At 64.9% G+C, this 26691-nt stretch carries 21 protein-coding genes; 14 read left to right on the top strand and 7 right to left on the bottom strand.

The window, feature by feature from the left end; all coding sequences use genetic code 11:
- The first annotated feature begins 217 nt into the window (after positions 1–217).
- The 4 genes from E3O23_RS15920 (at position 218) to E3O23_RS15905 (ending at position 5826) form a co-directional block, all read left to right on the top strand.
- On the top strand, positions 218–451 hold the full coding sequence (locus tag E3O23_RS15920) for a helix-turn-helix domain-containing protein (RefSeq protein WP_134492723.1): 234 nt from the start codon (positions 218–220) through the stop codon (positions 449–451).
- A complete protein-coding gene (locus E3O23_RS15915) occupies positions 444–1766 on the top strand; it encodes a type II toxin-antitoxin system HipA family toxin (protein ID WP_134492721.1) in 1323 nt (440 codons plus the stop codon). The genes E3O23_RS15920 and E3O23_RS15915 overlap by 8 nt, the downstream gene beginning before the upstream one ends.
- 368 nt (positions 1767–2134) lie before the next feature.
- Positions 2135–2932 carry a nuclease-related domain-containing protein gene (locus E3O23_RS15910; RefSeq protein WP_198415199.1) on the top strand — a complete coding sequence of 266 codons (798 nt, stop codon included), beginning with the start codon at positions 2135–2137 and terminating at the stop codon, positions 2930–2932.
- 173 nt (positions 2933–3105) lie between these two features.
- Positions 3106–5826, top strand: a complete 2721-nt coding sequence (locus E3O23_RS15905) for a UvrD-helicase domain-containing protein (protein ID WP_134492717.1) — start codon at positions 3106–3108, stop codon at positions 5824–5826.
- Positions 5827–5832: 6 nt separating this feature from the next.
- On the opposite strand, the gene E3O23_RS15900 is transcribed toward E3O23_RS15905, so the two are convergent.
- Positions 5833–6918: a PDDEXK family nuclease gene (locus E3O23_RS15900; RefSeq protein WP_134492715.1), complete on the bottom strand. Its 1086-nt coding sequence runs from the start codon at positions 6916–6918 to the stop codon at positions 5833–5835.
- Positions 6919–7315: 397 nt separating this feature from the next.
- Between E3O23_RS15900 and E3O23_RS15895 the strand changes: the two genes are divergently transcribed.
- The 4 genes from E3O23_RS15895 to E3O23_RS15880 all read left to right on the top strand — a co-directional run bounded on the left by E3O23_RS15895 (position 7316) and on the right by E3O23_RS15880 (position 14453).
- The gene (locus E3O23_RS15895) at positions 7316–8479 is read left to right on the top strand and encodes an exonuclease SbcCD subunit D (protein ID WP_134492713.1); all 1164 of its coding nucleotides are present in this window, start codon (positions 7316–7318) and stop codon (positions 8477–8479) included.
- Entirely contained in the window at positions 8476–11448 is a 2973-nt protein-coding gene (locus E3O23_RS15890; RefSeq protein WP_134492711.1) for an AAA family ATPase, read from the top strand. The genes E3O23_RS15895 and E3O23_RS15890 overlap by 4 nt, the downstream gene beginning before the upstream one ends.
- 413 nt (positions 11449–11861) lie before the next feature.
- Positions 11862–13808 carry an ATP-binding protein gene (locus E3O23_RS15885; RefSeq protein WP_166790548.1) on the top strand — a complete coding sequence of 649 codons (1947 nt, stop codon included), beginning with the start codon at positions 11862–11864 and terminating at the stop codon, positions 13806–13808.
- 60 nt (positions 13809–13868) lie between these two features.
- Positions 13869–14453, top strand: a complete 585-nt coding sequence (locus tag E3O23_RS15880) for a phosphatase domain-containing protein (RefSeq protein ID WP_134492707.1) — start codon at positions 13869–13871, stop codon at positions 14451–14453.
- A 100-nt stretch (positions 14454–14553) separates the two neighbouring features.
- Here the strand turns inward: E3O23_RS15880 and E3O23_RS15875 are convergent, their stop codons facing one another.
- Entirely contained in the window at positions 14554–17058 is a 2505-nt protein-coding gene (locus E3O23_RS15875; protein WP_134492705.1) for an NB-ARC domain-containing protein, read from the bottom strand.
- Positions 17059–17300: 242 nt separating this feature from the next.
- Between E3O23_RS15875 and E3O23_RS15870 the strand changes: the two genes are divergently transcribed.
- Positions 17301–17639, top strand: a complete 339-nt coding sequence (locus E3O23_RS15870; RefSeq protein ID WP_241983511.1) for a nucleotide pyrophosphohydrolase — start codon at positions 17301–17303, stop codon at positions 17637–17639.
- Between the two features lie 39 nt (positions 17640–17678).
- On the opposite strand, the gene E3O23_RS15865 is transcribed toward E3O23_RS15870, so the two are convergent.
- Positions 17679–19169, bottom strand: a complete 1491-nt coding sequence (locus E3O23_RS15865) for an HNH endonuclease (RefSeq protein WP_134492701.1) — start codon at positions 19167–19169, stop codon at positions 17679–17681.
- Between the two features lie 456 nt (positions 19170–19625).
- Here E3O23_RS15865 and E3O23_RS15860 point away from each other — a divergent pair, with 456 nt between their 5' ends.
- Positions 19626–20657, top strand: a complete 1032-nt coding sequence (locus E3O23_RS15860) for an NADPH:quinone reductase (RefSeq protein WP_134492699.1) — start codon at positions 19626–19628, stop codon at positions 20655–20657.
- Between the two features lie 39 nt (positions 20658–20696).
- Here the strand turns inward: E3O23_RS15860 and E3O23_RS15855 are convergent, their stop codons facing one another.
- The 4 genes from E3O23_RS15855 to E3O23_RS15840 all read right to left on the bottom strand — a co-directional run bounded on the left by E3O23_RS15855 (position 20697) and on the right by E3O23_RS15840 (position 23273).
- Complete coding sequence (locus tag E3O23_RS15855; protein ID WP_134492697.1) at positions 20697–21368, bottom strand: esterase/lipase family protein; 672 nt, start codon at positions 21366–21368, stop codon at positions 20697–20699.
- A gap of 74 nt (positions 21369–21442) precedes the next feature.
- A complete protein-coding gene (locus tag E3O23_RS15850) occupies positions 21443–22291 on the bottom strand; it encodes an alpha/beta fold hydrolase (protein WP_134492695.1) in 849 nt (282 codons plus the stop codon).
- A 144-nt stretch (positions 22292–22435) separates the two neighbouring features.
- Complete coding sequence (locus E3O23_RS15845) at positions 22436–22918, bottom strand: SRPBCC family protein (protein WP_198415198.1); 483 nt, start codon at positions 22916–22918, stop codon at positions 22436–22438.
- A gap of 31 nt (positions 22919–22949) precedes the next feature.
- Positions 22950–23273, bottom strand: a complete 324-nt coding sequence (locus tag E3O23_RS15840) for an ArsR/SmtB family transcription factor (protein WP_134492693.1) — start codon at positions 23271–23273, stop codon at positions 22950–22952.
- Between the two features lie 136 nt (positions 23274–23409).
- Between E3O23_RS15840 and E3O23_RS15835 the strand changes: the two genes are divergently transcribed.
- The 4 genes from E3O23_RS15835 (at position 23410) to E3O23_RS15820 (ending at position 26607) form a co-directional block, all read left to right on the top strand.
- Positions 23410–23862: a helix-turn-helix domain-containing protein gene (locus tag E3O23_RS15835; protein WP_134492691.1), complete on the top strand. Its 453-nt coding sequence runs from the start codon at positions 23410–23412 to the stop codon at positions 23860–23862.
- Positions 23863–23872: 10 nt separating this feature from the next.
- Positions 23873–24211: a HepT-like ribonuclease domain-containing protein gene (locus E3O23_RS15830; protein ID WP_134492689.1), complete on the top strand. Its 339-nt coding sequence runs from the start codon at positions 23873–23875 to the stop codon at positions 24209–24211.
- Positions 24212–24642: 431 nt separating this feature from the next.
- Complete coding sequence (locus E3O23_RS15825; RefSeq protein ID WP_134492687.1) at positions 24643–24951, top strand: hypothetical protein; 309 nt, start codon at positions 24643–24645, stop codon at positions 24949–24951.
- A 189-nt stretch (positions 24952–25140) separates the two neighbouring features.
- Positions 25141–26607, top strand: a complete 1467-nt coding sequence (locus E3O23_RS15820; protein WP_134492685.1) for a DHA2 family efflux MFS transporter permease subunit — start codon at positions 25141–25143, stop codon at positions 26605–26607.
- Positions 26608–26691: the final 84 nt, after the last annotated feature.

Raw genomic sequence — 26691 nt, 5'->3', positions numbered from 1 at the left:
CGCAGCGCAGCGCTACAGGCCAACGGACCTCCCGGTCAGGGCCCCAATACGGGGCGGAATCGTGGTGACTCCGGGTGCCGCTGCCAGGTCGTTCCTGGGTTGTGGGCGTATCCGCGGTGCAAGGAGCTATTACCGAAGGGTAATCCGTCAACGTCCATTACCTTTCGGTAATAGTCCGCTAGGCTACTACCGTTCGGTAATAACGACGGGAGGCGCGATGATCGCTCAAATCAGGTCGGCGGCCGACCTCGGCGACTTCATTCGCCGCATCCGTCTTCAGCACGGCATGACGCAGGGACAGCTGGCGGCGGCGCTCGGCACGACCCAGCGGTACGTCTCAGAACTCGAAGCCGGAAGGCCCAAGAGAGCCGACGAACGGTACTTCGAGATTCTGGCACGGCTCGGAATTGCCCTCACGGCGGAGTCGACGTCGCCAGGCGACCATGCCTGATCCCGCGCTGCGCGTCGAGCTCTATGGAACCCACGTGGGCGAACTCACGCGTGCATCCCGGGGGCGGGCACTGTTCGCCTGGAGCAACGATGCCATTGCACGCTGGCCGCTGCGGTCGACGCCCCTGTCGGCGTCCCTCCCCGTCGGCACCTCGAGCGTCGAAACCACGGAGTCGTTCTTCGGCGCCTTGCTGCCTGAGGGCCGGTGGCTCGACCGACTGGCCAACGCCCTGCACGTTGGGAGTAACGACCTGGTCGGCATTTTCGACGCGGTCGGGGCCGACCTCGCCGGCGCACTCACGATAGGTGCGGGCCGCACGGCCGGCGAACCCCGGATGCTCGGCGAAGCCGAACTCGTGGAGTTGCTCAGCCAGGCGGCTGGGTACGTCCTCGGCGGGGGCGGCTCCGCACTGCCCGGCTCCCAGCGAAAACTCACCTTGACGCATGCCGCAGGCGACTGGATCGCGGGGAACGGAACGCTGGCGTCGACCCATATCCTCAAGCCTGTCTCCGAAGCGGATCGCCATCTCGTCGAGGGTGAGAATTACGTGCTGGGCATCGCTCGCTCGCTGCGGCTCCTCCACTTCGATTCGTGGGTGGAGACCATCGGCAGGTCGCCGGTGCTGGTCATCGAGCGATACGACCGACGCGTGACGGCTACGGGCATTGAACGCATTCACCAGGAGGATCTGGCCCAGGCGCTTGCGCTTCCCTGGGGCGGGGACGACAAGTTCGAACGAGGCAACCCCGGAGCCAGCCTGGCGGCGGTTGCCGCCGCCCTCGATCGCGACCGCAGTATTTTCGACCGCGGCGAGCCGGACCGCGAGAAGCTGCTTCGATACACGGTGCTCAATGTCGCAGCGGGAAACACCGACGCCCATGCGAAGAATCTCTCCCTTCTCCGATTCGACGATGGCCGCTCACGGCTGGCGCCTTTCTACGATGCCGCACCGCTCACCCTCGGTTTTGAGGCGCCGCTGGACCTGGCCATGTCGATCAGCGGCGAACGCTTCATCACGAGGGTCACCGTCGATCACCTCGTCGACGAGGCCCGCACCTGGGGTGTCGAGTCATCGCGGGCCCGCGAGGTCATTGCCCAGACCCTGGATGCCGTGATCGAAGCGACGAGGCAGCTCCCCGCACACGAGTCGATCTCGACACATGTCCCGGGCTACATTCGCGGCCAGGCGCAGAATCTGGCAGCGGGAAAGCCGGCGCGCCTCGACACCCCGATGCCCCCGATCCTCATGCCCAGACTGGGCACGCCATCGCCCGGCGCACCTGCCCCGAAACGGTCCGGTCCGGAAGCGCCGTAACCTCGGCGGCGCCGGTCACGACCTGGTCGCCCTTCATCGACTCGATGGCGATTGGCCCTATTCTCGCAGGCCGCGTTCATCGGCCGCAGGCATCCGGACCGCCTTGCGGAGTGCGGTCACGTGCCGCCCGGTGGCTAACTCAGGAGATCCGGTGTCAGTGGATGCCGCGGCCCGGAATCCTGCGGGCGGTCACCGAGGCTGCCACGGCTTCTCCTGCGTTAGCCACACACGATTCCCTGGCCCCCAACCGATACCGGACGCGTACCGGGACCGCCGACCCAGCCCGTTCTGGGGCTGCACCCCTAACCACCCCACCCGCTAGGTTCGACCCGGGGGACGGGGGATCCATGACCATTCAGGCGCCAGCCATGAGGCAGCAGTTCGCGGCCCAGGCGGTCATCGAGGAGCTGCTGCGGCAGCACGCCGGCACGCCGCCTCGCACGGCCTTCGCGAGGTTCTTCGGATACTCGCCGCTCAGCCAGGAGAGCGTCAGCTGGTACCTGGGCGCCACCGGCGAGATCGCCGTCGGCCGGATCCTCGCGACCCTGCCGCCGGAATGGACCTCCTTCCACGCGCTCCCGATCGGCAAGAAGGGCGCGGACATCGACCACATCGTCATCGGCCCCGGCGGCGTCTTCACGATCAACACCAAGCACCACGCGGGCAAACCGGTCTGGGTCGGCACGCGCACCGTCATGGTGTCCGGCCAGAAGCAGCCGTACATCCGCAACGCCGAATACGAGGCCGGCCGGGTCACGAAACTGCTCCGAGAGCGGATGCCGCTGCTCCCGGCCGCGCAACCGGTGCTCGCGCTGGTCAATCCCAAGACGCTGACCATCAGGACGAAGCCCGAGCAGGTGAAGGTCGTCGCCGACACCGGGCTGCGGCGCTGGCTGCTGAAGCGTCCTGCCGTCTTGGAGGTGGCCGAGCTGGGACAGCTGACAGCGCTCATCGACGACCCGACGACCTGGCCGACGGCATTGTTCCCACCGACAGAGGACTCGATGCTGCGCTTCGCGGCGCTCGACGTCGAGGTGCGCACGGCGCGGACGCGACGGAGGGTGTGGAGCTTCTTCGGCTCGCTGACCCTCTGCGCAGCAGTCTTCGTGGCGTGGCAGCTACTGCCGACCGTAATCGGCGCCGTCCTGACGGGCGGCACGCCGTGACCGGTTCCCTGCCGAGCCCAACCGACGCGCCCGTGCCTGTCGACGTCGTCACCCCGATGGTCGACGCTATCGTTTCCAACCCCTTGCTCTTGGGCATAGTCGTGATTGCCATCCTGCTCAACGCCTTCTCGCCGCCAGCCAAGCGCCGCCGGCGACGCCGATAACGGTCAGCCGTGGGCAGAAACGGAACGAGCTGGCGGCCGTCGTACTGGGGCAGGCGCGTCGCCAAGTGCAGCGATTGGGCGCTGCGGCTTGAGGGAGATCGACTCGCCATCGACCTCGACAGCGTGCCGTTCAGCTTCGACGTCGGCGACATCGGTGAGGTGACGGTCAGCCCCGGTTTCGTCTGGTCGACTGTTGAGATCCCTCACCCTGAGCGGCGCATCCGTTTGCGGGGAATCCCCAACCTGCGCGCCAGGAAGTTGGCGAAGACCGTCGGCGCTGCTCAGGCCGATCTCCGCCACCGGCTCAGGGTGCAGGCGCTGCACACGGGATTCGACGCCGCCACCGCCGCGGTTCTGCTCTGGGTGACGAGCCTGGAAGAAGCGGCCGCCACCCACCTGCGGACAAGCGGATGGCTCACTCGTGAGTTCGCCGAGGCCTGGGCGGCGAGCAAGGCCGCGATCGGCTTCGATCGGCTGCTCGCGGAGCCCGAGCTCCGGGCCCGGGTACAGGCAGAGACCGAAGCCGGGAGCCCGAGCATCCGGCTATGGGGTCAAGACCTCGCGGATTTCATCTCCCAGCAAAACGACCACCATCTCGCCACCGAGCTCGAGGCCTGCCGCGACTTCTTCGAGACGGTCGAGAAGTCGCCGTTGACACCGGAGCAGGCGCGCGCGGTCGTCTGCTTCGACAACCGGATGCTCGTCGTCGCGTCGGCGGGGTCCGGCAAGACCTCGACGATGGTCGCGAAGGCCGGCTACGCGCTCCATCGCAGCCTCATCCCCGCCGACAAGATCCTGATGCTCGCCTTCAATGCCGCCGCGGCGAAGGAACTGCAAACGCGCACCCGGGAACGGCTGACGCCCCTTGGGCTCGACGCCGACAAGGTCGTGGCGAAGACGTTCCATGCCTTCGGACTCGAAATCATCGGGAAGGCCACCGGCCGGAAGCCGTCGCTGGCGCCCTGGCTTGACGGCGGGGGAGACATCAAGCAGCTGGGTCGGATCGTCGACGGGCTGCGCGCCGCCGACCCCGGATTCCGCACGCAGTGGGACTTCTTCCGGGCAGTGCTCGCCAATGACTACCCCGACGTGGACGCCGACGACGCCTGGGAGCCGAGTTCCGAGCTGCGCACAGCCCAGGGTGAGGTGGTGAAGAGCGGGGCCGAGCGGATGATCGCCGACTGGCTGTATTTCCACAGTGTCGACTACGTCCACGAGAAGCCCTACGAGATCGACACGGTCGACGCCGAGCACGTGCAATACCGCCCCGACTTCTACTACCCGGCGATCGACATCTACCACGAGCACGTGGCGCTTGATGCCGAGGGCCAGGCGCCCTTCGAAGGGTACCTAGAGAGCCTCCACTGGAAGCGGGACCTGCACCAGGAACACGGCACCACGCTCATCGAGACGACGATGGCCGAGCTCTGGAGCGGGAGTGGGCTCCACAATCTGGCGCAGGAACTGACCCAGCGGGGCATCCGCCTGCGCCCGAATCCCGACCGGATCATCGCGAAGCAGAAACCCATCGAGAACGAGCGACTGCTGCAGACCTTCCGAAGCTTCCTGACCCATACCAAGAGCAACCAGCTGAACGACCAGCAGCTCCGAGAACGCCTCGAGGAGCTGGCCGAAGGCGAGGTGCGGTTTCGCGACGCGGCATTCCTGCGGCTGTTCACGCCCATCCGCCGGGAGTGGGAGCTGAAGCTGGCGGCAGAGGGCTGCATCGACTTTGAGGACATGCTCAACCTGTCGGCCGAGCACTTGGAGGCCGGCGACTGGGAGAGCCCGTACGAGCTGGTGATGGTCGACGAGTTCCAGGATGCCAGCCATGCCCGGGCCAGGCTCGCCCGCGCCCTGGTGGCCAAGCCGGGGCGTCACCTCTTCGCCGTCGGCGACGACTGGCAGAGCATCAACCGGTTCGCCGGCGCCGACCTGTCGGTGATGACGGGTTTCGAGGAGTTGTTCGGGCCGAGCGAGGTGCTGAGGCTGGAGCGCACGTTCCGGTTCCCGCAGTCGCTGGCGGATGTCTCCAGCCAGTTTGTGCTGCAGAACCCCAGCCAACTGGTCAAGAACGTCGTGTCCTCTACCCAGGAATTCCCGCCGACGATCGGCGCGCTCTCCGTCGACACCGATACGGCCGTGAAGGCGGCCATGCGGCACCGGTTAAGGATCCTGGCCACGCACGTGCGCAGCGGAGCCATCCCGTCGGCCGCTGGCCGAAAGCTCTCCGTTCTGGTGCTCGGCCGGTATCGGCACCACAGCGACTATCTTCCGGACTGCCGCGACTTCGCGGACGCCCTGGACGTGCGGTTCTCGACGATCCACGCATCCAAGGGCGCTGAAGCCGACTACATCGTGATCCCGGGCATGGTGTCGGGTCAGTGGGGCTTTCCGAGCACCATCCCGAACGACCCGGTGCTGCGCATGGCGATGCCCGCCGCCGAGGGCTTCAAGCGGGCCGAGGAGCGGCGGCTGTTCTATGTGGCGTTGACCCGAGCCCGGCGCGGGGTGCTCCTGGTCACCATCAAGAACCGCGAGTCGCCGTTCCTGATGGAGCTGATTCGGGACCACGGGATCACGCTCACCAACGCCATTGGGGAGGCCCTCGACTCGATCGTCTGCCCGAAGTGCTCCCGCGGGTTCATGGTCGAGCGCACCAGCAAGCGCGGGGCGTTTCTCGGCTGCCGGCGGTATCCGCGATGCAAGGGGACGCTTGCGTTGCCGTGACGGGGATCAGTCGGTGAGTTCGAACGCCTTGGAGAGCTCGTCAAGTGTGAATTGATTTCGAAGCTTGCAGGCGCTGTTCTGATTGGCGAACATGCCCACACGCCAGTGCGCCTCTTCGAGAGGAACCGTCTCTATCCACTCGACTGGAACTACGTATTCCGCTGCGTCGGCTGCTTCACTGACCTCTGGATGGCGGTACGTTCCTCGCAAATCCAGCGAACGGAAGTGTCGCGGCCCTCCAACGTCGAGAATTACCTCGTCTGCTGGCATCGCGTGCCCTTTGACTATGCCAACACCGACATATCCGTGCTGCGGCACATGGACAAAAATGCGGCCCCCTTCCGGAAGGCCCCTGAGGGTCCTGGAATACCAGTCGCCGCCGCCGGCAGACACGAAACCGTAGCTTCGGGCGTCAGCCCAATCGCGAGAACCTCCGTCAACGCCAAAAGAGACGTACCAGTCAAGTCCGTTCCAGTTAGCTTTAGTTGACTTGCCTTTACCACCGCCGGTCGAAGCAACGGGGATCCCCGGGTCGATGAGCCACGTTCGCGCAAGGTACTCGTGGCCGTTGTCGGTGAAGTATCGAAAGATCATGACGTTGACTGGGACACCGTGCGACTTATTCAGATAGGCGACGATGCGTTCAGTCCCGGGATCCAAGTCGCTAGCGACGATCGTCATGACGTGACTGGGATTGAGTTCATCAGGAACTGGCGCGCCGTCAAATCTCTTGGCGAACGCTTCGTCGAAGTTGTCACCCGGGCGGTTCGTGTCGAAAATGTTTCGGATGTCATCATTGCCGAGCTCCTGCACCCATGAGGCATAATCGAGTGCCTGCGCCACAACCTCGCGCGGCGTCCGGTCCCTCTTAAGCTCGAGAATGTGAAGGACACCCTCCGAATCAACTCCGAGCAGGTCAATGTATTTTCCGTATTTCGTGAGTACCTGACTGCCGAGTAGAAGCAGTTTGGACTCAAGAATCTCCGGGTCGTCCAAAATGAGCTGTTCGAGCTTGGCTTCCAGCGGCATAGCATGTGGGGAGATCCGGACGGGCTTGTCATCCACTCTCCACAGACCGATCTCTACGGGCATCTAACGCTCCTCCACATCAAGTGACTCCACGATACTTGTGTCACACAAGTTGAATTGGAATCAGCGCACGCAGACGTTCGGAGAGTCGGCGAACTCATCCGTGAGCAGCTTGAACGTGCCACCCGTTACACGAGTCTTGAGGCGCTCAAGCGCGGACCGAAAGTAACGTCGAAGCTGGATTCGGACGGCGACGAGATAGCCTCGGCAGCTGCATGTTCGGTCGGTTATCGAGGAACTGTTGCGACAGGATCCCCGCCGCAGACGCGGGAACTGCGAATGGCGCGGTTCACGGAGTCGGCGTGCTTTCTCGGCGCGACGCTGGAAATGTCCCGTGCTGCTGGCATGCAGCAATCGTGACGGGGTCCTACCTGTCACCCGTCCCCACTACCGTGAAGACATGAAGATCCTGCACACCTCGGATTGGCACATCGGGCGCACGTTCCACACGCACTCGACCCTGGAGCACCTCGGCCAGGTCCTCGCCGCGCTCGTCGCGGTCGTGCGGGAGCGCCAGATCGATGTCGTCGCCGTCGCCGGTGACGTCTTCGACTCGGCCATGCCGTCCAAGGAGAGCTTCACCCTGCTGGCCTCCACGCTGCGGGACATCAAGGCGGCGGGGGCCGCGGTCGTGATGACCAGCGGCAACCACGACTCGGCCGCGCGCCTCGGCTTCCAGGCGGAGTGGGCGAGCCTCGCCGGCATCCACGTCATCACCCGGCACGACCAGTACCGCGATCCGGTGACGATCCCGGATGCCCAGGGCCCGGTTCACTTCTATGGCATCCCGTACCTTGAGCCGGTGCTGATCCGTCACCATTACCCCGACGTGGTGCTGAAGACGCACGAGCAGGTGCTCGGTTTCGTGATGGACCAAGTGCGTGCCGACCTCGCAGCCCGCGGCGGGCGGAGCGTCGTGCTCTCGCACTGCTTCGCCGCCGGAATTGCCCCGGCCGCCGAGGCGAGCGACGTGGAGCGAGACATCACCGCCGGCGGCCTCGACGTCGTGCCGCTGAGCGTGTTCGACGGGCCGGACTACGTCGCGCTCGGCCACATCCACGGCCGGTCGGAACTCTCCGAGCGCGCCCGCTACTCCGGCGCACCGCTGCACTACTCGTTCGGCGAGGCGGGCAAGCCCCGGGGTGGGTGGCTGGTGGAGCTGGGCGCCGACGGGCTCGGCCCGGTCGAGTGGATCGACCTCCCCGTGCCGCGGAGACTCAGCGAGCTCAAGGCCCCGATGGACGAGTTGCTCGGCGACGCGCGTTTCGCCGACAACGAAGGCGACTGGGTGAAGGCCATCGTGACCGACCAGGTGCGTCCGCTCGACAGCATGAAGAAGCTGCAGGGCCGTTTCCCGCATTGCGTTATGCTCGAACACCGGCCGGCCATCGTCGTCGACGCCGAAGTCGCCACCTACGCCGAGCGCATCAAGGAGAAGAACGATCCCGACATCATCGCGGGCTTCCTCGAGTACGTGCGCAATGGCGAAGGCCCCACCGAGTTCGAGCGCGAACTCATCGCCGAAGTGCTGAACGAACAGGGAATCCGGCAGGCCAACGCATGAAGATCAAACGCGTCAGACTGGCCGGCTTCGGCCCGTATAAGAACGAGCAGCTGATCGACTTCGAGAAGTTCGACAGCGACGGCATCTTCCTGATCACCGGCAAGACCGGCGCCGGCAAGTCCAGCATCCTCGACGCCATCTGCTTCGCCCTCTACGGCCACGTGCCGCGCTACGACGGCACCGAGCTGCAGCTGCGCAGCGATCACTGCGAACCGGATGACCCCAGCTTCGTCGAACTCGACTTCAGCATGAACGAGCGCGATTACCGCATCTTCCGAACCCCCAAATTCGAACGGCCGAAGAAACGCGGCGAGGGCACCACCACGTCCCAGCCCGAGGTCCGGCTGTTCGTCAAGGACGGCGACGACTGGCAGGGCGTCGCGGCGAAGCCGGTGGATGTCGGCCACGAGCTGGCCCGGATCCTCCCGTTGAAGGAGGACCAGTTCCTCCAGGTCATCCTGCTGGCGCAGAACCGCTTCCAGAAGTTCCTGCTCGCCAAGACCGACGAACGTCGCGCCGTGCTGCGCACCCTCTTCGGCACGTCCCGCTTCGATCAACTCGAGCAATCCCTGATCGCTCGGCGCAAAAAACTGGACAGCCAGCTCGGCGACGTCCAGCGAGCCATCGCCGACCGGGCCCGGATCGCGGCGAACCAGCTGCGGCTGGGCGACGACGACGTGCCCCAAGACCCGGGCCTCGACTGGTTCACCTCCGGCCTGACCGACCTCGAGCGACAGCTCCACGAGGCAACCAAGCGCGCCGAGCTGGCCGCCGCCGAATTCACTGCCGCGGCCGACCATCACCAGGTGCTGGGAGAAGTTGCGCGGCGCCAGGCCCGCCGGGACACCGCCCTCGCCCAGCTGGCCGCGCTCACCGATCGCGAAGAAGCCATCGCCGCCGAGCGAACGGCCCTCCACGCGGCCGCCCGGGCCGCCCGCGTCTGGCCGCAGATCCGTGCCGGGCAGCAGGCGACCGTCGCCCTCGAGGAGGCGCAGACCGACGAAACGGATGCCCGCGCCGCCTGGCAGCACTTCCGCCCGGCCGGTGCCGAGCCTGAGACCCATGCGTCGCTCAAGCTCGTCACAGATGCGCTGCTCGGTCGGCTCGGGACCCTCGCCGATGCGCTCGGCGACGAACAGAAGCTTCCCGAGTTCGACCTCGAGCTCACCCGGCTGCACGGTCTGGTCGAGGAGCACACGGCAGCTCTCGACGACGCCCAGGCAGTGATCGATGCCCTCCCGCAGCAGATCGAGTCCGCCGGCGTCGAACACGCCGCGGCCGCACTCGGGGCCGCGCGCAAGGACGAGGCCGCCGCGGCCCTCGAACGAGCCGAAACCGCCCTCTCGGCCGCAGAATCCGTAGTGGTTCACGCCGCCGAGGTGCTCGAAGCATCCCAGGCCGAACTCGTCGCGAGCGGCGAGAATGCCGCCGCCGCGGCCCACTACGACGCCCTGCTTACCCGGCGCTTTGCCGGGTACGCCGCCGAGCTCGCGTCCGAGCTGGAGGACGGCACCCCGTGCTTGGTCTGCGGCTCGGAGAGCCACCCCGCCCCAAGCATCGGCGAGGCTGACCCGGTCTCCGAGGGTGACCTCACCTCCGCCCGGAAAGCAGTGACCCTGCGGCAGCAGGCGTTGGCCGAGGCCGGCACCGCCGTTCAGGACGCACGCACGCGCCTGGCGCAGGCCGAGGCCCGGGCCGGGAACCGCTCCGTCGAGGAACTCCTGGCGGAGCGAGCGACCGCCCGAACCGCACTTGAGGATTCCGAAACCGCAGCCAGGCTCCTGGCCCGGCTGGTGGAGGATCTGGTCGGCCTGCGTGGCCGGTTGGCAGACGCGACCACCGGCCTCATCGGACTCCGTGCCACTCGCGATACCTCGGCCGCCGAGCACACCGACCGGGCCGCTCACCGCGAAGCACTCGTCCATCGCGTGACCGCCCAGCGCGGCGACTACGAAACGGTCACCGAACACGTGGACCGACTGAACGACGAACTCGGCGCCGCACGCGCCCTCTATGAGGCCCTGGGCGTCAGCCGAGAGCGCGGCACCGTACGCGTCGCCGCGATCGCGGCAATGACCATGCAGCTGTTGCAGGAGGACTTCGCCGACGAGGCGACTGCCGAAGCGGCCCGGGTTGGCGATGCCGAGGCCCAGCGCCGGGAATCGGCCCTGCGCACCCATGACGATCAGATCGCCGCGGCGCGGGCAGCGCTCGCCGACCCCGAACTCGCCGACCTGCCCGCCGAACCGATCAACCGGGATCCGGCTCGCGAGGCCTTCGACCTCGCGAGCGTGGCGCGTGATGACGCCATCACCGCCCGCAGCTCGGTGGACGAGCGCGTCACCCAGCTCGGCGCCCTCGTGGCCGAGGTCACGGCGCAGTTCGCGGCATCCGCTGCGCTGCTGACGACGCAGACGCAGGTGCGCCAGCTCGCCGACGTCGTGCACGGCGACGAGCCGAACACGAAGCGGATCCGCCTGGAAACCTACGTGCTCGCCGCCCAGCTCGAAGAGATCGTCGCCGCCGCGAACACGCGGCTGCGCACGATGACAAGCGGGCGCTACACGCTGGAGCACGACGACTCCCTGGAATTCCGCGCCACCCAGTCCGGCCTCGGCCTCGGCATTCGCGACGTGTTCACCGGCCGCACGAGGGCGACGAACTCGCTGTCCGGAGGCGAGACGTTCCTCGCCTCCCTCGCCCTGGCGCTCGGCCTGGCAGAGGTTGTCACGAGTCAGGCCGGCGGCATCACCCTGGACACGCTTTTCGTCGACGAGGGCTTCGGCTCCCTCGACAGCGAAACCCTCGAAACGGCGATGAGCACGCTCGATACCCTCCGCGCCGGCGGCCGGACGATCGGCCTGATCAGCCACGTCGACTCGATGAAGGAGCAGATCCCGGCCAAGCTCAGCATCGTCGTCACCGACCAGGGGCACAGCACGATCGAAGCGGGGCGGGACAGGGTATAGCAGCCTGTCCCAGGGGAATTTCGCACTGGTCGATTCCGCCAGGGATGCGCGCCGCCAAGGCCGACACGCGAGCCGAGGAGTGGAGACACTCCTAGTGGTCCTGTCACGTACCCGGCGCGGTGTGTGGTTCTATTCACGATCAAGAACCGAAGTCTCCCTTCCTTACGGAACTGGTCCCGGATGGCGGAATCGTTCCCACTAACCATCGTGGGCGCTAACGCCATCGGAGGCCCTCGATTCGTTTCCGTCCGTGGGTTCAAGGTCCCCCAAGGGGTTCAGACCATCTGGTCCCCGTCGGCTTTTTGGGGACCTTCATTTCGCTCCAAAGCATTACGATTCAAGGGTTGGGGAATGCTCATCGGTTAATAAACCACAAGCCCCAGGCGACAGCAACGATGGGGGACCATATGTCAGTGGATATTTTCGGAATTGGCTCATTGGACGTAGAGCACCAGCGAGAACTGGTGCGAAAGCATCTGATGAACCTGACGACCTCTTACTCCGATGAATCGGATGTATTCACTGAGGTGCTCCAGAACGCCATCGATGCCATCGCCCTTCGAGACCCGATCGCGAACCCCGACGGCGGGAATCTCACTATTGTCGTTGGGCGCCGGACGGACAATGCTCACTACCTCTACGTGCAAGACGATGGCGTGGGTATGAGCGAGGAACTGGTGGATCGCGTATTCATTCCGGGTTACTCCTTTGGCAAGAAACACGGGAAGTCAATTGGATACAAGGGAGTCGGGATGTCCTACATCGTGGCCGTATCCGACCACATTGCCATCCGATCCGTCAAAGAAGGTTTGCCCACGGATCGCACGATTCTGCACACGAATGACTGGGTGACTGACAGCGAAAAGCCGCAGCCGACCGTGGACGACAGTTTTTCGGCACCCCAACTCGTCAAGGGACTGGCAGACGGGATCACCCGGGGGACCGGCGTCTATTTCGAGTTCCACTCAGGCTCAGACCCAAAGAGCCTCGATAATCTCGTCATCGTGACTGATGGCATTGAGAAGGAACTTCGCTACTGGGCTGGTTTTCTTTGTGCGAAGACCCCTCTTGGCCTGGCGACATCTACCTTGGTTCAGCAGTCGAATCCTATGAAAGTGCAGTTCATTGTTGATCGCGGGGATGACGTCGTATTCGAGGAGCCGTTCATTCGAGATGTCTACGCCCCCGATCAAGGGAAGTTGGGCTATCCATTTCCGGAGACTGTGTTTGTTGTTGGCGTCGATACGAACACCATCGACAGCACTCCGGTTAGCCAGCACAATTTGAAGCATGCTCGTCGGCATCAGGCAGTTTTCCATGAGTGGTCCGGCCCCGAGTTCATAGAAGAAATGGTGCTGGACGACGATGAGAAGACCCTTCTACTGAAGCATCTGCATTGGGTTCGTGGCTACCTCTGCTACAGCACCGATGTCATGAAGCAAGTGAAAAAGAACATGGGAACCCGGGGCCCTGCGGTTAGATATGGCGCGCGTCTTGCGGTGGACGGCGCACCGCAGGGCCGCCCCTTAGACCTGTCGTTGACTAGTGATCAAGGGCTTGATAGGCAGACGCACATTGTTTTGGGCTTCAGCGAACTCGAACTGGACACAGGCAGAAAATTTGTATCCAACGAGAAAATACTGCACGCGATAAATAAGGTGAACCAGAGAGTGGTCACGAAGCTCAAGGATTATCGCTGGGCTTTGAAGATCAAAGACCGGGTTCCAATCGAGACTGACCTCGCAGAGTGGATCAAAAGCGTGGACGAGCGGGCCGGGAATTCCTCGCTGCCTGCGCTCTTCGCGGCGCTTGGTGCCACACCGCCAGCGCGGGTGGACCCGAATGATGAGCAGGAGGTAATAGCACTCTGGACCGCACTCGTGACCACGGCCGAGCTGCCGGGATTTGCCATGAAAGCACTCTCCGGTTACAACCGTTACGACGCCTTGGCCACGATCGGTGATGATGCGATGACGCCCACGGGATCCCTGGCGGCGGTTTCTCCCGACTACGCCCCGAAGGAAAATGCCGTCCTTGAATTCAAAGTGTCCTTCGATTCTTTGATCAGCGACTTCGAAGCAAAAGTCAAGATTCCGTCTGAGGTTGACGTTGTCGTCTGTTGGGATTGCACGGACCTGAACTTGCGGGTCGGACGGCTTGAACCGACATACGGGAAATGGAAGCATGCCCGGCCCTTTCGCGCCGTGTCTTACATTTGGCACGACGATGCTAGTTCAACCCATTTCAACGTGATCTCCCTGAAGAACGTCATTGCGGAGCTGTTGGTGGCGCACGCACTGCCAGGAGGGTTGTCCGCCCTCGGCGTTCTCGAGAACCGTGATGATGCGAAACTCGTGTGAGAGCATTGCGGTGCATCGACGGAGCTGAGAGTCGACGCCCATTGGGCGCAGAATGACACAGTGAATGAGCTGAGTGGGGGACCGGTGCAAATCGCGCTCGCAAAGCCTCGGATGGTCGTCTGCGACGTAGACGGGACTCTATGTGATGTGCGCACAATTCGACATCACGTTGATCCCCTGCTGGAAGGATTTTCCGGCAAGCGCGACTTCGGACGGTTCCATTCTCAATCGATCGACTGCCCAGCGAACGCATGGGTGGTTGAGCTTGTTCGTCTGCTTTCAGTTGAAGGGTGGGCAATCGGGATCGTGACGGCGCGAGAGGAGCGTTGGTCCTTTCTCACAACTCTTTGGCTCGCCGAACACGGAGTTCCGTATGACCAGATTCATTTTCGTAGGAACCGTGACAATCGTTCCGGTGTGCTCGTCAAGTCGGACATACTCGCCTCCCTATCGCGCACAAACGCTATCGGTCTGGCGATCGACGACAATCCAGGCGTTGTGGGCCTCTGGCAAAGCAGTGCTATCCCAACCGTGGTTGTGAGCGCCGATGGCACGCCCGCCAAGCTCGGACTGTGTCACCATTTTGCTCCCGGACAGGAGTTTCCTGACGTTCGAGAGTTTGTTAGGCGTTTCCAGATGCCATGACCGGCCCCAGCTAGGGGCAAGGGACTGCGACAGTCACCCGGCCAAGCACTATTTCATCAACCTCACGTTGGCGGCTCGGCTTCCCTTCGGACTCGTGAGGTCAAATTTGGAAGCACACGCGAACACCCGGGAGCATGTCGGGCCAGTCCTGGCGTCGGGCAAGGTCATTGTGGTGGAAGAAGTAATCCGCGCCGGCATGCCTTACAAAGCCGAAATGCTTGAGTTCTTCAACATTCTTCACATAGCCGAACACACGAGTCATCGCTTCCGAATCGACGACTCGAACGCGGTCTGCGATCGCTGAGCCGTACTCGTTTGCTCGCTTGACAAGGTACTCGTCACCCTCGGCTGCTGTTGCGACGGCGAACGTGGAATACCCGAGGTCGAGAAGCCAGTCTGTTGCTTCTGCATCAATATGTTGAACGTCGATCTCCGTGGCGATTCCGAACGCGGCTTCAATTACCTGCAGCGAGTTGGAGAGTTCGCCGCGCTCGCGCAACGCGACCGCCCCCTGGGAGCCACCTCGCAAGGCCAAGTGCAAAATCGCCAACTTGTCGGCCCCTGGCTGAGATGACTGCGCGAGACTCAGGTAGGTATCCAGGCATTCGATGTAGTTCCCTAGTAGAAGGTGGGTTGCTGCAATTTCCGCGAGGAGCTGTGGCCCGGTTCCTCCTGCGCTGGCGGAGGCCTGCAGAACTCTCAAGCCCCAGGCGGGTTCGCTGGCGCCCCCTGCCAAGTAGGCACCGAAATGGTAGCTGGCGACGGCCGAGTCGGGGGCGATCTCATGTGCGCGTTCGAATGCAGAAATAGCGGCATCGCGATCCTGTCGCTTTGCCTGTATCGTCGCTTCGACTCTCCAGGCTTCGTGATACGTCGGCGAAAGTGTCTGAGCTTCACGGCAGAGATCAATCGCTGCGTCAACGCTGCCTTCATCCGCGCGTTTGAACGCATCAATGAGCAAGCGAGCGGCCGGAACATCATGCTGCCCTCGAACATCGACAGTGTGCGAATCATATTTCTTCGCCCGCCCGTCGGCAGTCAGTCGCAGTCCGATTTTGGCTAAGTCAGTCGATCGAGCTGTGATGTGTTCCCTGAACGCCTGCAGGACCGGGTTGGTCCGCGCCAGGTACTGGCTCGCAAAGTCAGAGGTCTCGTAACTCGCCTCCAGCGAATGGACTTTGGATTGCCGCATCGCAACGAAGTTCGTTGTCATGAGCTCCAGGAGCGTGGCTTGTATTTGATCTGCCGACATCTCGTTGAGGTATGCCAGTTCGCCTTGTCCTCGTGCGCCCCTCATGACCTGCATTGACTGTAGAACCTGTCGACAATCTCCGCTCAATTGGTCGTAGACATTCGACATGCAGTACTCGAGGAGCAGGCTGTTGTCGTTGACCAGCTCTGAAGGCCTTCTCCCGGCTTGAACGCCGGCAACCAGCCATTTGATGTACAGCGGGTGACCTTTGACCGCCGCGACCAGGATGGCCATTCCGTCCTCATCCAATGACTTCAATGTCGGGACGTTTCGAATCGAGGCGAGCGCCCGCAGCAGCGTTCGAGATTCCGCCGCCGAGAGGGGTTCAAGTTTCACGGGGTTCTCAATTCCCAGCCCGATCCGAGTGGTGATCAACACTTTGCTGCCGTTTGGAAGTTCGAGTAGAAAGTCGCGCAGACGCTGATCGGTTACAGTCTCCAGGTTGTCCAGTATCAGGAGGACGCGAAAGCTTTCAAGGTATTGCAGTACCTCGCTCATGGGGTCGTTTCCAGCGGAAGCCACGGCACCAAGCTCAGTCGCCGCAGCTTCGAACAGGCCAAGCGAGTCCTGGATTGCGCCGCCAATGTTTCGAATTTCGCTGGAGGTGAGCGTGGTGGCCTTGGCAGACACCCAGACAATTGCCTCAAACTCTGTTCGGGAGTCGTCCAGCAGATCGTACGCGGCCTTGAGCGCAAGTGAGGTCTTGCCGAGTCCGCCATCGCCCAAGATGGATACGACCGGGTATGGGCCCAAGAGAGCCTTCTTTATCCGTTGAAGTTCCTTGGCGCGCCCGAAGAATCCCGTTTCGTCAAAATCCGGAATCGGTAGATTGTGCGATATGGGTGACGAAGGATCAGCCGGCAGCTGAATCGTCAGGCCGAGGACGAATTCGGGGTTTCGTTCAAGTCGCTGGAGCGTCTCATCGATTGTCTTCCAGCTTTCACGCGACAGGCGAACCAGGTCTCGGGCAACGTCGTAAAGCTCCACGAGATCATCAATCTCCATCGGTCGAGTATGCGCAACTCGATTCCGGATCGCGACAATCCGTCCGAGGTGCGGTGCTGCTGCGGAAAGCGATTTCCGATGGTCATCGGTGAGCAGAGATTTGTTTGCAAGCAGAATTTCATGACCATCTGCAAAATCTAGGTAGTCCACGAGCGCGCTGCGCGAGGGATCGGGCCTTACCCCCTTTTCACGTTCCAGTCGCTCGTGCGCACGACGGGCAGCGTTTTCCGGCCACGTGACGGTCGCTTCGGCGGAGCCCGATTGCAGATTCAATATCGACTCGCGGCAATCGCCTTCGATCGCCGCGATGAGTGCAAAACATGTCAATCTCGTTGCGTTGAAACTCATTCCAAGCCCCTTCCGGGCGGGCCGTGACTCCACGTCTCAACAGAGTATCGGGGCCTTTTTCCGGAGGTTCCATCTGCGCGACCCGGCTGTGGCACCAATTCGGGGGGTGTTCCGTGCCGGCGAATGTGGGCCCGTCGCGAGCCCCCATGCGACGAGTCTTGGGTTTCTGACTGAGTGTCACGGACCCGAGGCGGCTGAGCACGCGCCCAGGAGACAGAATGGGGAGCATGGGGATACCTGAGATGCAGACCAACCTGCGCGCGTTCGCGCGAGCGCGCGACTGGCAACAGTTCCACTCGACGAAGAACCTCGTCATGGCGCTCACGGGTGAGGTGGGGGAGCTGAACGCGCTGCTCCAGTGGGTCGAAGCGGACAATATCCAGGACTGGATGACGGTCCCCGCCAACCGCGAAGCAGCGCGCGACGAAATCGCTGACGTGCTGGCCTATCTCCTTCAGCTGGCCGACGGCCTCGGGATTGATGTCGAAGAGGCCTTCAACGCGAAGCTGGGCAAGAACGGGGCGAAGTACCCCATTGAGAAGGCCAAAGGGGTCTCGACTAAGTACAACGACCTAGGTTGAGCACGAGAGCTCCGACACGAAGCCGTCTCCGGGCTTTTCTCAAGCGCCGAGAAACACGCTGTCCCGGTGCCATTCCAGGAACTCAAGGTTCGGACGATCCACGGCCTTCGTGGGGATCGAAATCGGCGTCCCCGCGCGTGAGTAGAGCCAGTCGCCATTTCCGAACTTCTCACGCAGTTGGGGGCTGACCATGAGGCTTCGGTCGACGTCGAACGAGATGTACCCACGGTCATAGAGCGTGTGCATGTCGCTGCGGAGGAGAAGCCCGTTGTCCATTCGGTACTCACCGCCGGAGGAAAACGACTTGATGTGTGCAGCCTCGAGCACCGGGCGGACTTTCTCGCCGGTGAGCGCGCAGCGATGGTTGTAGGCCTCGGAGACCATCGCTCGGAAAGCGCCCTGCCCGAGCCGCGGGGCAACAAGCTTCGCCTGACCCCGGATGCGAGTCAGGACAAGCTGAGTGACTTCGTCATCCGTGTCGTCGGCCGTCGGATGAAAATAGGTGAGGACTGCGCGCATCATAGGATGCTCGTTGGCCAACGTGCCGAGGTCGAAATATCTGCCACCGCTGAGCACGAAATCCGACTCATCGACCTGAACTGTGAGCTCTTCCGTTTCAGAGAAGAACCGAACATCGCGTAGTAGCAGGCTTTCGACTTCGGGGTCGGCTGCGGCTTCAAGTGGTGCACCGGTGCGAGTCGCATACTGGGTGCGGAGTTCCCTGTGTGAGCGCGCCCCGCATTCGAGTTGGAACCACTCCCACAGTTCTGACAGCAGCATCCGAGAGACGCCCGAGAAGACTCCGGCACCAACTGCCGCGCGTATGCCTGTTGCGGATCCGGGCTCAGGCGTGCGCGCAAACACGTACGGCTCGCCGGGCCCAATCGGGAGCGGGGCATGCTGGGAGCCGACCGGACGCCAATGCGCGATCTCCGCATGAGCCACGGCCTGCTCGCGAAGTGTTTGCACCCACGAGTTGTCGGTTCGCGCCAGGTAGGCACCGATGCCGGCAAGGTCTTCCGGCCATTGGGAAAGGCTGAGGGACACCTCCGGCGGGAGCTGACCCTGTTCGATCGCGAGAGTAAAAGGGGAGTCCAACACGGGCCTACCTGCGCCCTGCGTGAGAGCCGAATAGCGGAAAGCATCCGCGAGTTCGAAGGGAATCTTGGCGAGCTCGACGTTATGGATCTCATAGAGCGGCGTGAGGGTGAGTCGGTGCGGGTACTTCACCTGACGCTCCTGGACCTCATCGGGCCAGTGGAACGTGTTTTGATCAGTCACCCGGGACTCGGCGCGAAACACCATTATGCGGGCGATCGATCCCTGCACGTACTGCTCAGGCTGTTTGCGAGGGCTGTTGCCCATCGTTGAGTGGCTGTATCCGGTGGCAATCAGAACGAGGGTACGTGGTTCCACCCCGGTGTACTCGGGCCTGTCCTTACGGAAGCCCCACCGACGCGTCTTGATTGCGTGCTCAAGGTTCTGATGGCCCTGAACAGTGTTTGGCACGTAGATTGCGAGAACAGGCAACGCAGCCCCCCCATGGACTTGAGCAGTTGAGTCAGCGTAACAGCCGGTCGAAGTGATGTTTGGGAGGTTTGGGGGTCGGGCTGGACGCCGACGATTCAGGCCAGGCGTCTTGCGGTGCGTTCGGTCCCGAAGTGGGGGAGCGAAGTGCGTGTGGCTGGCAGTGAGCCCGGCCAGCGTAGACCAAGGCTGGCCCGCCGTTGCCTTACCTCGACGACCGGCACAATTGCTTCCATCAACTCCCGCCTGCCCGCGATCCGCTGCTCGGTGTTGTCGAGGTCGTCGAAGTAGACGCCCTGCTCGGTGAGGGTGAGGCGGGTGCCTTCCCCGTGCTGATCCGCTCGAGGAGGTCGGCCATCCGGGCGGGTTTGGCACTCACGCACGCCGACAACAGTCACGTGGCGGTCGCGCTTGCTGGAGTCCAGGGAACATTCCACCCCCGGGCGCGTTGTGCCTGACATGAAAGCCATTGTGTACAGCCAGACCGGTGACCCGTCCGTGCTTGAACTTGTCGATCGGCCGGTGGCCGAACCCGAAGCCGGCGAGGTGCGGGTGCGGATCGTGGTCAGCGGGGTGAACCCCACCGACTGGAAGTCCCGCCGAGGCTCAGCGCCGGGCGAGGCTCTGCCGTTCGACGAGGTCGTGCCCGGCCAGGACGGCGCCGGTATCGTGGAGGCGGTCGGCGCCGGAGTGCAGCACGTCATGGTCGGCGACCGGGTCTGGCTGGCGCTCGCCGCGTACCAGCGCGCGCACAGCGGCACGGCCCAGGAACGCTCGGTGATGCCCGCCGATCGCGTTTTCGCTCTGCCGGCGAATGCGAGCTTCGACCAGGGCGCGAGCCTCGGGGTGCCGGCGATCACGGCGTACCGCGCGCTGACCGTGGCCGAGGACGGGCCGCGCCGGCTTCACCCGGGCGCCTTGGCCGGCAAGATCGTGCTCGTGGCCGGCGGTGCCGGTGCGGTCGGGCACGCCGCGATCCAGCTCGCCCGGTGGGCGGGGGCATCCGTCATCACGACCGTGAGCGGACCGGCGAAGGCGGCGCTCGCCACGGCCGCCGGCGCTCAGCACGTGCTGAACTACACCGACTCGGACATCGTCGCCCAGATCCGGCGGATTGCCCCGGATGGCGTTGACCTCGTGGTCGAGGTCGCCCCCGCCCAGAATTCGCAGCTCGACCTCGCGGTCATCCGCAATCGCGGGTCGATCGCCGTCTACGCCAACAACGGCGGCGACCAGATGACGCTCGACGTGCGCAATCACTTCAGCCTCAACGTGCGCTACCAGTTCCTGCTGCTCTACACGGTGGGCGCCGACGTGATTCGGGCGGCGGCCGAGGACATCAATGCCGCCCTCACCGATGGCGCCCTGGCCGTGGGGGAGGAGGCGGGGCTGCCCCTGCACCGGGTGGACCTGGCGCACACGGCGGATGCCCATGCCCTGGTAGAGAGCAGCGTCGTCGGGAAGGTGCTGATCGACGTTTTGGCCGGGTGAACTCCGGGACGGTGGCCGAACCGGTTCGTGTCAGTGGAGTCAGACCACCGGCGTCGCGGCATCCGGCGCCGTGGCATCCGTCACAGCGTCGAGGACAGCCCGCACGGTCCTCGGGTCGCCGAGTATGCGGAAGTGCCCGCCGACGCTGAGCTGGATGTTGCGGGCGCCGACAAGTTCGCTGCCCTCGGGGATGTGCGGGTCGAACACTCCGTAGATGGACACGATCCGGTCGTTGACCCGGTGGTCCAGGCCGAGGTCGTGCAGGGCGACGTTGGCAGGGGCGAAGGCACTTATGCTCGGCACGACCAGGTAGCGCGCATAGCGGGAGCCGGCGAAGGGAGCACTGATCGCGGTCATCGCGCGCACCCGATGGTCGGGGTCAGCGGTCGTCATGAGCTGTTTACCGATCAGGCCGCCCTTGCTGTGCGCCACGATGATGACGTCGTTCAGGTTCTCCCGCTCGAGGTAGGCGGCCACGGTTGCGGCGGCATCCGTCAGAGAACGCCGGTTGCGGCCCAGCGCCGCCACCACGTGCACCGGATGCCCGTGGTCGTGCAGAGTCTGGATCAGCGGTCGCATGAACTGCCAGGATTCGTACACCCCGGGGATGATGACGATCGGCGCGCCGGAACCGGAGCGGAAGTCCGCCGGCCGGGCGCGGGAGAGGAAGGCGCGGGTCTGCCCGGTCGCCGCGTAGACGTAGTCGAGCATCCACCACCTGCCCTCGCGCAGATGGCGACTCAGCAAACGGGGGCTCAGCACACGGTGCCTCAGCAGACGTTGCCTCATGAGGCCGGATGAGCGACCGACGGATGCCGCCGGGCGTGCCCCTCGATGAAGGCGGCCGTCTGCACGGCGGCGCTGTGGTGCACCAGGTGGCGGTGCCCCGCGACCTCCAGGAAATGCCCGTCCGGCGCGGCAGCGGCCAGGGAGGCACACCAGTCGCTGCCCGAGACGGGATCGTTGGCGCCTCGGATCACGAGGGTGGGGGAGCGCACCTCGCGGAGTGCCAGGTCGGTGCGGTAGTCGAGCATGACTGCGAGCTCGGTGGAGAACCAGCGCGGGCCGCACTCGAGGTAGTCGCGGAAGACGATCAGGATGCCCGACGGCGGCTCCTTGACCACATCCCGGGTCAGTCCCAGCGCCTGTTGCACGGCCGTCGCCCGGCGCGGATCGGTGACGGGGCCGATGAGCACCAGGTGAGAGACGGCATCCGGGCGTTGCCGGGCCAGCTCCGTGACGAATTGGGCGCCCATCGAATGGCCGATCACGACCACCCGCGGCACCTCGAGCTGATCCAGAAGCCGGCCGAGCAGGGCTCCGTATTCTTCGACCGCGAGCGGCTGCTCGGGCCTGCGGGTACCGCCGAAACCGGGAAGGTCGAGCGACAGGGTGTGCCCGGTGACGGCCAGGCTCTTCTGCACCCGGCGGTAGTAACGATGGGAGGCCCCGATCCCGTGCACCAACAGGTAGGTCGGCACCTCCGGAGAACGCGAGGTGCTTGCCATGGAGTGCACGGTGAACTGATGCCCATCCACCTCCGTGCTGCGGCCACGGTTAGTCACGGCGGCTGCATTCCGTCGTTCGGCACTCGCGCGGTCGGTGCTCGTCACGGGGGTTTCCTTGGGGTTCATGTGCGGGAATCCTATCGTCCTGCAGATTCGGGCGGTCGAGGGCTGGGGCAGCCGTCACTGTTAAGACGGGCCCGGGCCCGGATTCGTCACGCCCACGTCGCCGATCGGTGATAAAAACGTGACGTGGTGGTCGAGCATCCGCGACTACTCCACCACCGGCGCGATCATCTCCAGCGCCTCCCGCATGCCCTCGATCCGCAGCTCGGGGTCTTCGAGGTCGTCGAAGTAGACGCCCTGCTCGGTGAGGGTGAGGCGGGTGCCGGCATCCGTCGGCGTCAGCACGATGGAGGTGAGCGACACCGACAGCCGGGCGCCGTCGACGCGCATCTCGTAGCTGTAGACGATCCGCAGGTTCTCGACGATCTCGTGGTAGGTGCCGTCGAAGCGGGAAACCGGGCCTCCCTCACCGAATTGGCCCTCGTTGATCTCGTGTCCGCCCTCCCGGAAGTCCAGGGCCGACTCGATCGGACGCCACGGCTCGGGCCCGTCGAACCACTTCGCCTTGATCGCCGGGTCGGCGAAGGCCTGGAACACCTTCGCGACGGGGGCCTTGTACTCGCGCTCCAGTTCGAAGGTCGAGTGCGTGAGCTTGCGCTCGGTCAGCGGGCGTTCGGTTGGCAATGTCATCGTTTTCTCCTTCTCGTGGTGCGATTGTCGGTCAGTCCTCGTCGAGCAACGCCCCGAGCCGGTCGAGCCGGCTCTCCCAGGTCGTGCGGCGCTCGGCGATCCAGTCCTCGGCGGTGCGCAGCGCGGCCGGGTCGATCCGGCAGGTGCGCACCCGGCCCTCCTTCTGCGTGCGCACGAGCCCGCTCTCCTCGAGCACTTTGAGGTGCTGCATCACGGCGGCCAGGGTCATCGCGAACGGCCGGGCGAGGTCAGAAACGGATGCCGGCCCGCGCGTCATCCGGTCCACCATCGCGCGCCGCGTGGGGTCGGCCAGCGCCTGGAACATGAGGTTGAGGTCGGGTGATTCCTTAAGCATGTACTAAAGTAAAGCACTTGCTATAGTGTTGTGCAAGACCCGCTGGCACTTCTTCGGCAGCGGACTGCCAGAGTGCGTCGCGCTCCTCTTCTGCGGATCAGGGTGCCCACCTATAGCTGCGAGCTATGATCCCGGCATGAGCACGTCAACCCGCCTTCTCGAAGCGCGCGCACGGGTCGGACTCTCGCAGAGCCAGCTGGCCGCGCGCGCGGGAGTGCCGCAGCCGAATCTCTCCGCCTACGAAGCCGGCCGCGTGCAGCCGCGCCCCGAGACCCTCGCCCGCATCCTGGCCGCCACCGCCCAACGGCCGTCAGCCGTGTTGCGTCGCGACCGCGACCGGGTGCTTGAACTGGCCGGCCGTCGCCGCGCCGGTAACGTGCGGGTCTTCGGCAGCGTCGCCCGGGGCACGGACGTCGTCGGCAGCGACATCGACCTCCTGGTCTCCTTCACTCCCGAGGCCTCCATCCTCGATGCGGCCGGACTCGTCCTCGACCTCGAGAAACTCCTCGGCGTGCACGTCGATGTGATGAGCGACCGGGCCGAGGGCGCCATCCGGGACCGGGCCGTCGCCGAAGCCGTGCCGCTGTGAGCGCGGGCCGATGACTCACGAATTCGACCGAACGGATGCGCTGCTGGCCGACGTCCGTGACCTGGTGCGTCACGCAAACCTCATCACGGCCCGCGGCCGGGAGGTGTTCTTCGACCGGGCCGATCGCACCCAGCAGCTCGCCGCCAAAGCCATCGTGATCGACCTCCAGACCGCCGTCGAGCGGTTGCCGCAGGGATATCGGGACCGGCACCCGGAGGTCGCGTGGGCGGAGCTGCGCGCCATGCGCAACTACCTCGCGCGCGATTATGCGAACACCGACTATCAGATTGTCTGGAAGGCCCTCGTCACCGACTTCCCACGGCTGCTGGTGCAGCTCGGGATTGCGTAGGGCAAGCCGCGCCAGAAGCCAGTTGGGCCAAGTAGCCGTACGGCACCCGGACCGCGATGCCCATTTGCCGGAATGCTTGTGTGGCCGGCTGTGTGCCCGATACCGTGGGTCCTACGCCAAACGACGAGAGGAGCCGCACATGATTCGTTCAGATTTTGCAGGATTGACCTGCATGACCGCCGGCCTCGTCGGCGTCACCACCGACTAGCCGGCCGCGAGATTCCGCCGCCCGTCCGGCGGTGACGCCCTCGACGCCCGTGCCGAAACCGGCGCACTCCGCGCCTTCGGTCTGATCGCTCCGGCGATCGCTTCCCTGACATCGCGCAGTTGACGATGTCGTCCCTGTGCCGCCTCCGGCGGCCCCGCCGGTGCGCACGACGGATGCAATCGCATCCGTCGAGCCTGCACCGTCACAGTGAGGCTCAATCACCATGAATACAACCTTGTCGACCAAGCCCGGTCGCCACGACCACCCGCCGCAACCGCGGCCCGGACAAGCGCCGGAACGCTCGCAGCCTCGGCCGCGGCGCGTCGGCCCGATCGATCGCATTGCCCTGCACGTGGGCGTCGCCCTGATCAAGTGGGGACGGCGCCCTGGCGTGGCGCGGCCCGCCTCCCGCGTTGCTGTGGAGACCGCGGATTGGGAGGCCGTCCTCCGTGTCCGCGAGCAACGCGAGCGGGCCATGGAACGCCTGCACGTCGACCTGCTCAGATACCGGATGACAGTGCCCTTCCGATGAGCGACAGTGACGTTCGGTGCCCACGGCGGCCTCTCCGGTCGCCGTGGGCCCGTTTCGTCCCCGATTCTGTACTCTCGGAATGCATCGGGCGCCCGACCGGTTACTCCCATGCACAGCCGGTGAACGCCCCGCCTGCCGCACCACTTCTGGACCGCACTTCTTGACCGCGCACCTCGACGGGACCTTCGCATGACCGAAACCGCCACCGCCAACACCACCGACACGAACCCCGCGCACCCGGCCGTCGCATCCGCCGCCGACGAAGCCCTCAACACCCGCAACCGCCTGGTCATCACCCTGCTGCTGATCTCGACCTTCGTCGTGATCCTCAACGAGACGATCATGGGCGTCGCCCTTCCGCGCCTGATGACCGACCTCGGCATCACGGCGAGCGCCGCGCAGTGGCTCACCTCGGCGTTCATGCTCACGATGGCCGTCGTCATCCCGGTCACCGGATTCCTGCTGCAGCGCTTCAACACCCGCCCGGTGTTCATCGCGGCGATGACCCTGTTCAGCACGGGCACGCTGATCGCGGCGCTCGCGCCGGGCTTCGAGGTGCTGCTGGCCGCCCGCGTCGTGCAGGCCACCGGCACGGCGATCATGTTCCCGCTGCTGCTGACCACGGTGATGACGCTCGTCCCGCCGGCGCACCTCGGCCGGATGATGGGCAATATCTCCATCGTCATCTCGGTCGCCCCGGCGATCGGGCCGACCATCTCCGGCGCCATCCTCAGCGTGCTCGACTGGCGCTGGATGTTCATCCTCGTGCTCCCCATCGCCCTGACCGCCCTGGTCGTGGGCGGCACCCTGATGAAGAACGTGACCACCCCGCGCAAGACCCCGATCGACGTGTTCTCGGTGATCCTCTCGGCCCTCGGCTTCGGCGGGCTCGTCTACGGCCTGAGCAACCTGGGCGCGGCATCCGGCGGCCTCGGCTCGGTCGCCGGCTGGCTGCCGCTGGCCGTCGGCGCGAGCGCCCTGACCCTGTTCATCCTGCGCCAGCTCCGGCTGCAGCGCACCGACCGCGCCCTGCTCGACCTGCGCACCTTCAGCTCGCGCACCTTCACGTTCGCGATCGTGATGATGGCGATCAGCATGATGGCCCTCTTCGGCACCATCATCCTGCTGCCGATCTACACCCAGACCGTGCTCGGCCTCAGCTCCCTGCAGGCCGGCCTGCTCCTGCTGCCCGGCGGCCTCGTGATGGGCCTGCTCGCCCCGACGGTCGGACGCCTCTACGACCGCTCGGGCCCGACCCGGCTGCTGATCACCGGCGCCGCGATCGTCAGCGCCGTGTTCTGGGCGATGACCATGCTCGGCGCCGACAGCTCGCCCTGGCTGGTGCTCGCCGCCCACGTCACCCTGAGCTTCGGCCTGGCCCTGCTCTTCACCCCGCTGTTCACCGCCGGCCTGGCCGCCGTGCGCCCCGAGCTCTACTCGCACGGCAGCGCCATGGTCGGCACCGTGCAGCAGCTCGCCGGCGCCGTCGGCACGGCCCTGTTCGTGACCGTGATGGCATCCGTCGCCGCCACGAGCCTGGCCGGCGGGGCAACGGATGTCGCTGCCGCCGCGACCGGGATCCACGCGGCCTTCCTCTGCGGAGCCGTGATCTCGCTCTTCGCGATCCCCGCGGCGTTCTTCATCCGGCGGTCGTAGCCCGCCTGCGTCGCCTGCGCGCCTGCCCGCCTGCGCCCCGCGCGCGCCTGCCCGCCTGCGCGCCTGCCCGCCTGCGCGCCTGCC

It is taken from the genome of Cryobacterium tagatosivorans (assembly GCF_004402215.1).
GTDB lineage: Bacteria > Actinomycetota > Actinomycetes > Actinomycetales > Microbacteriaceae > Cryobacterium > Cryobacterium tagatosivorans.
Note: the sequence above shows the minus strand (reverse complement) of the source record. Positions and strands in the feature narration are given on the sequence as shown.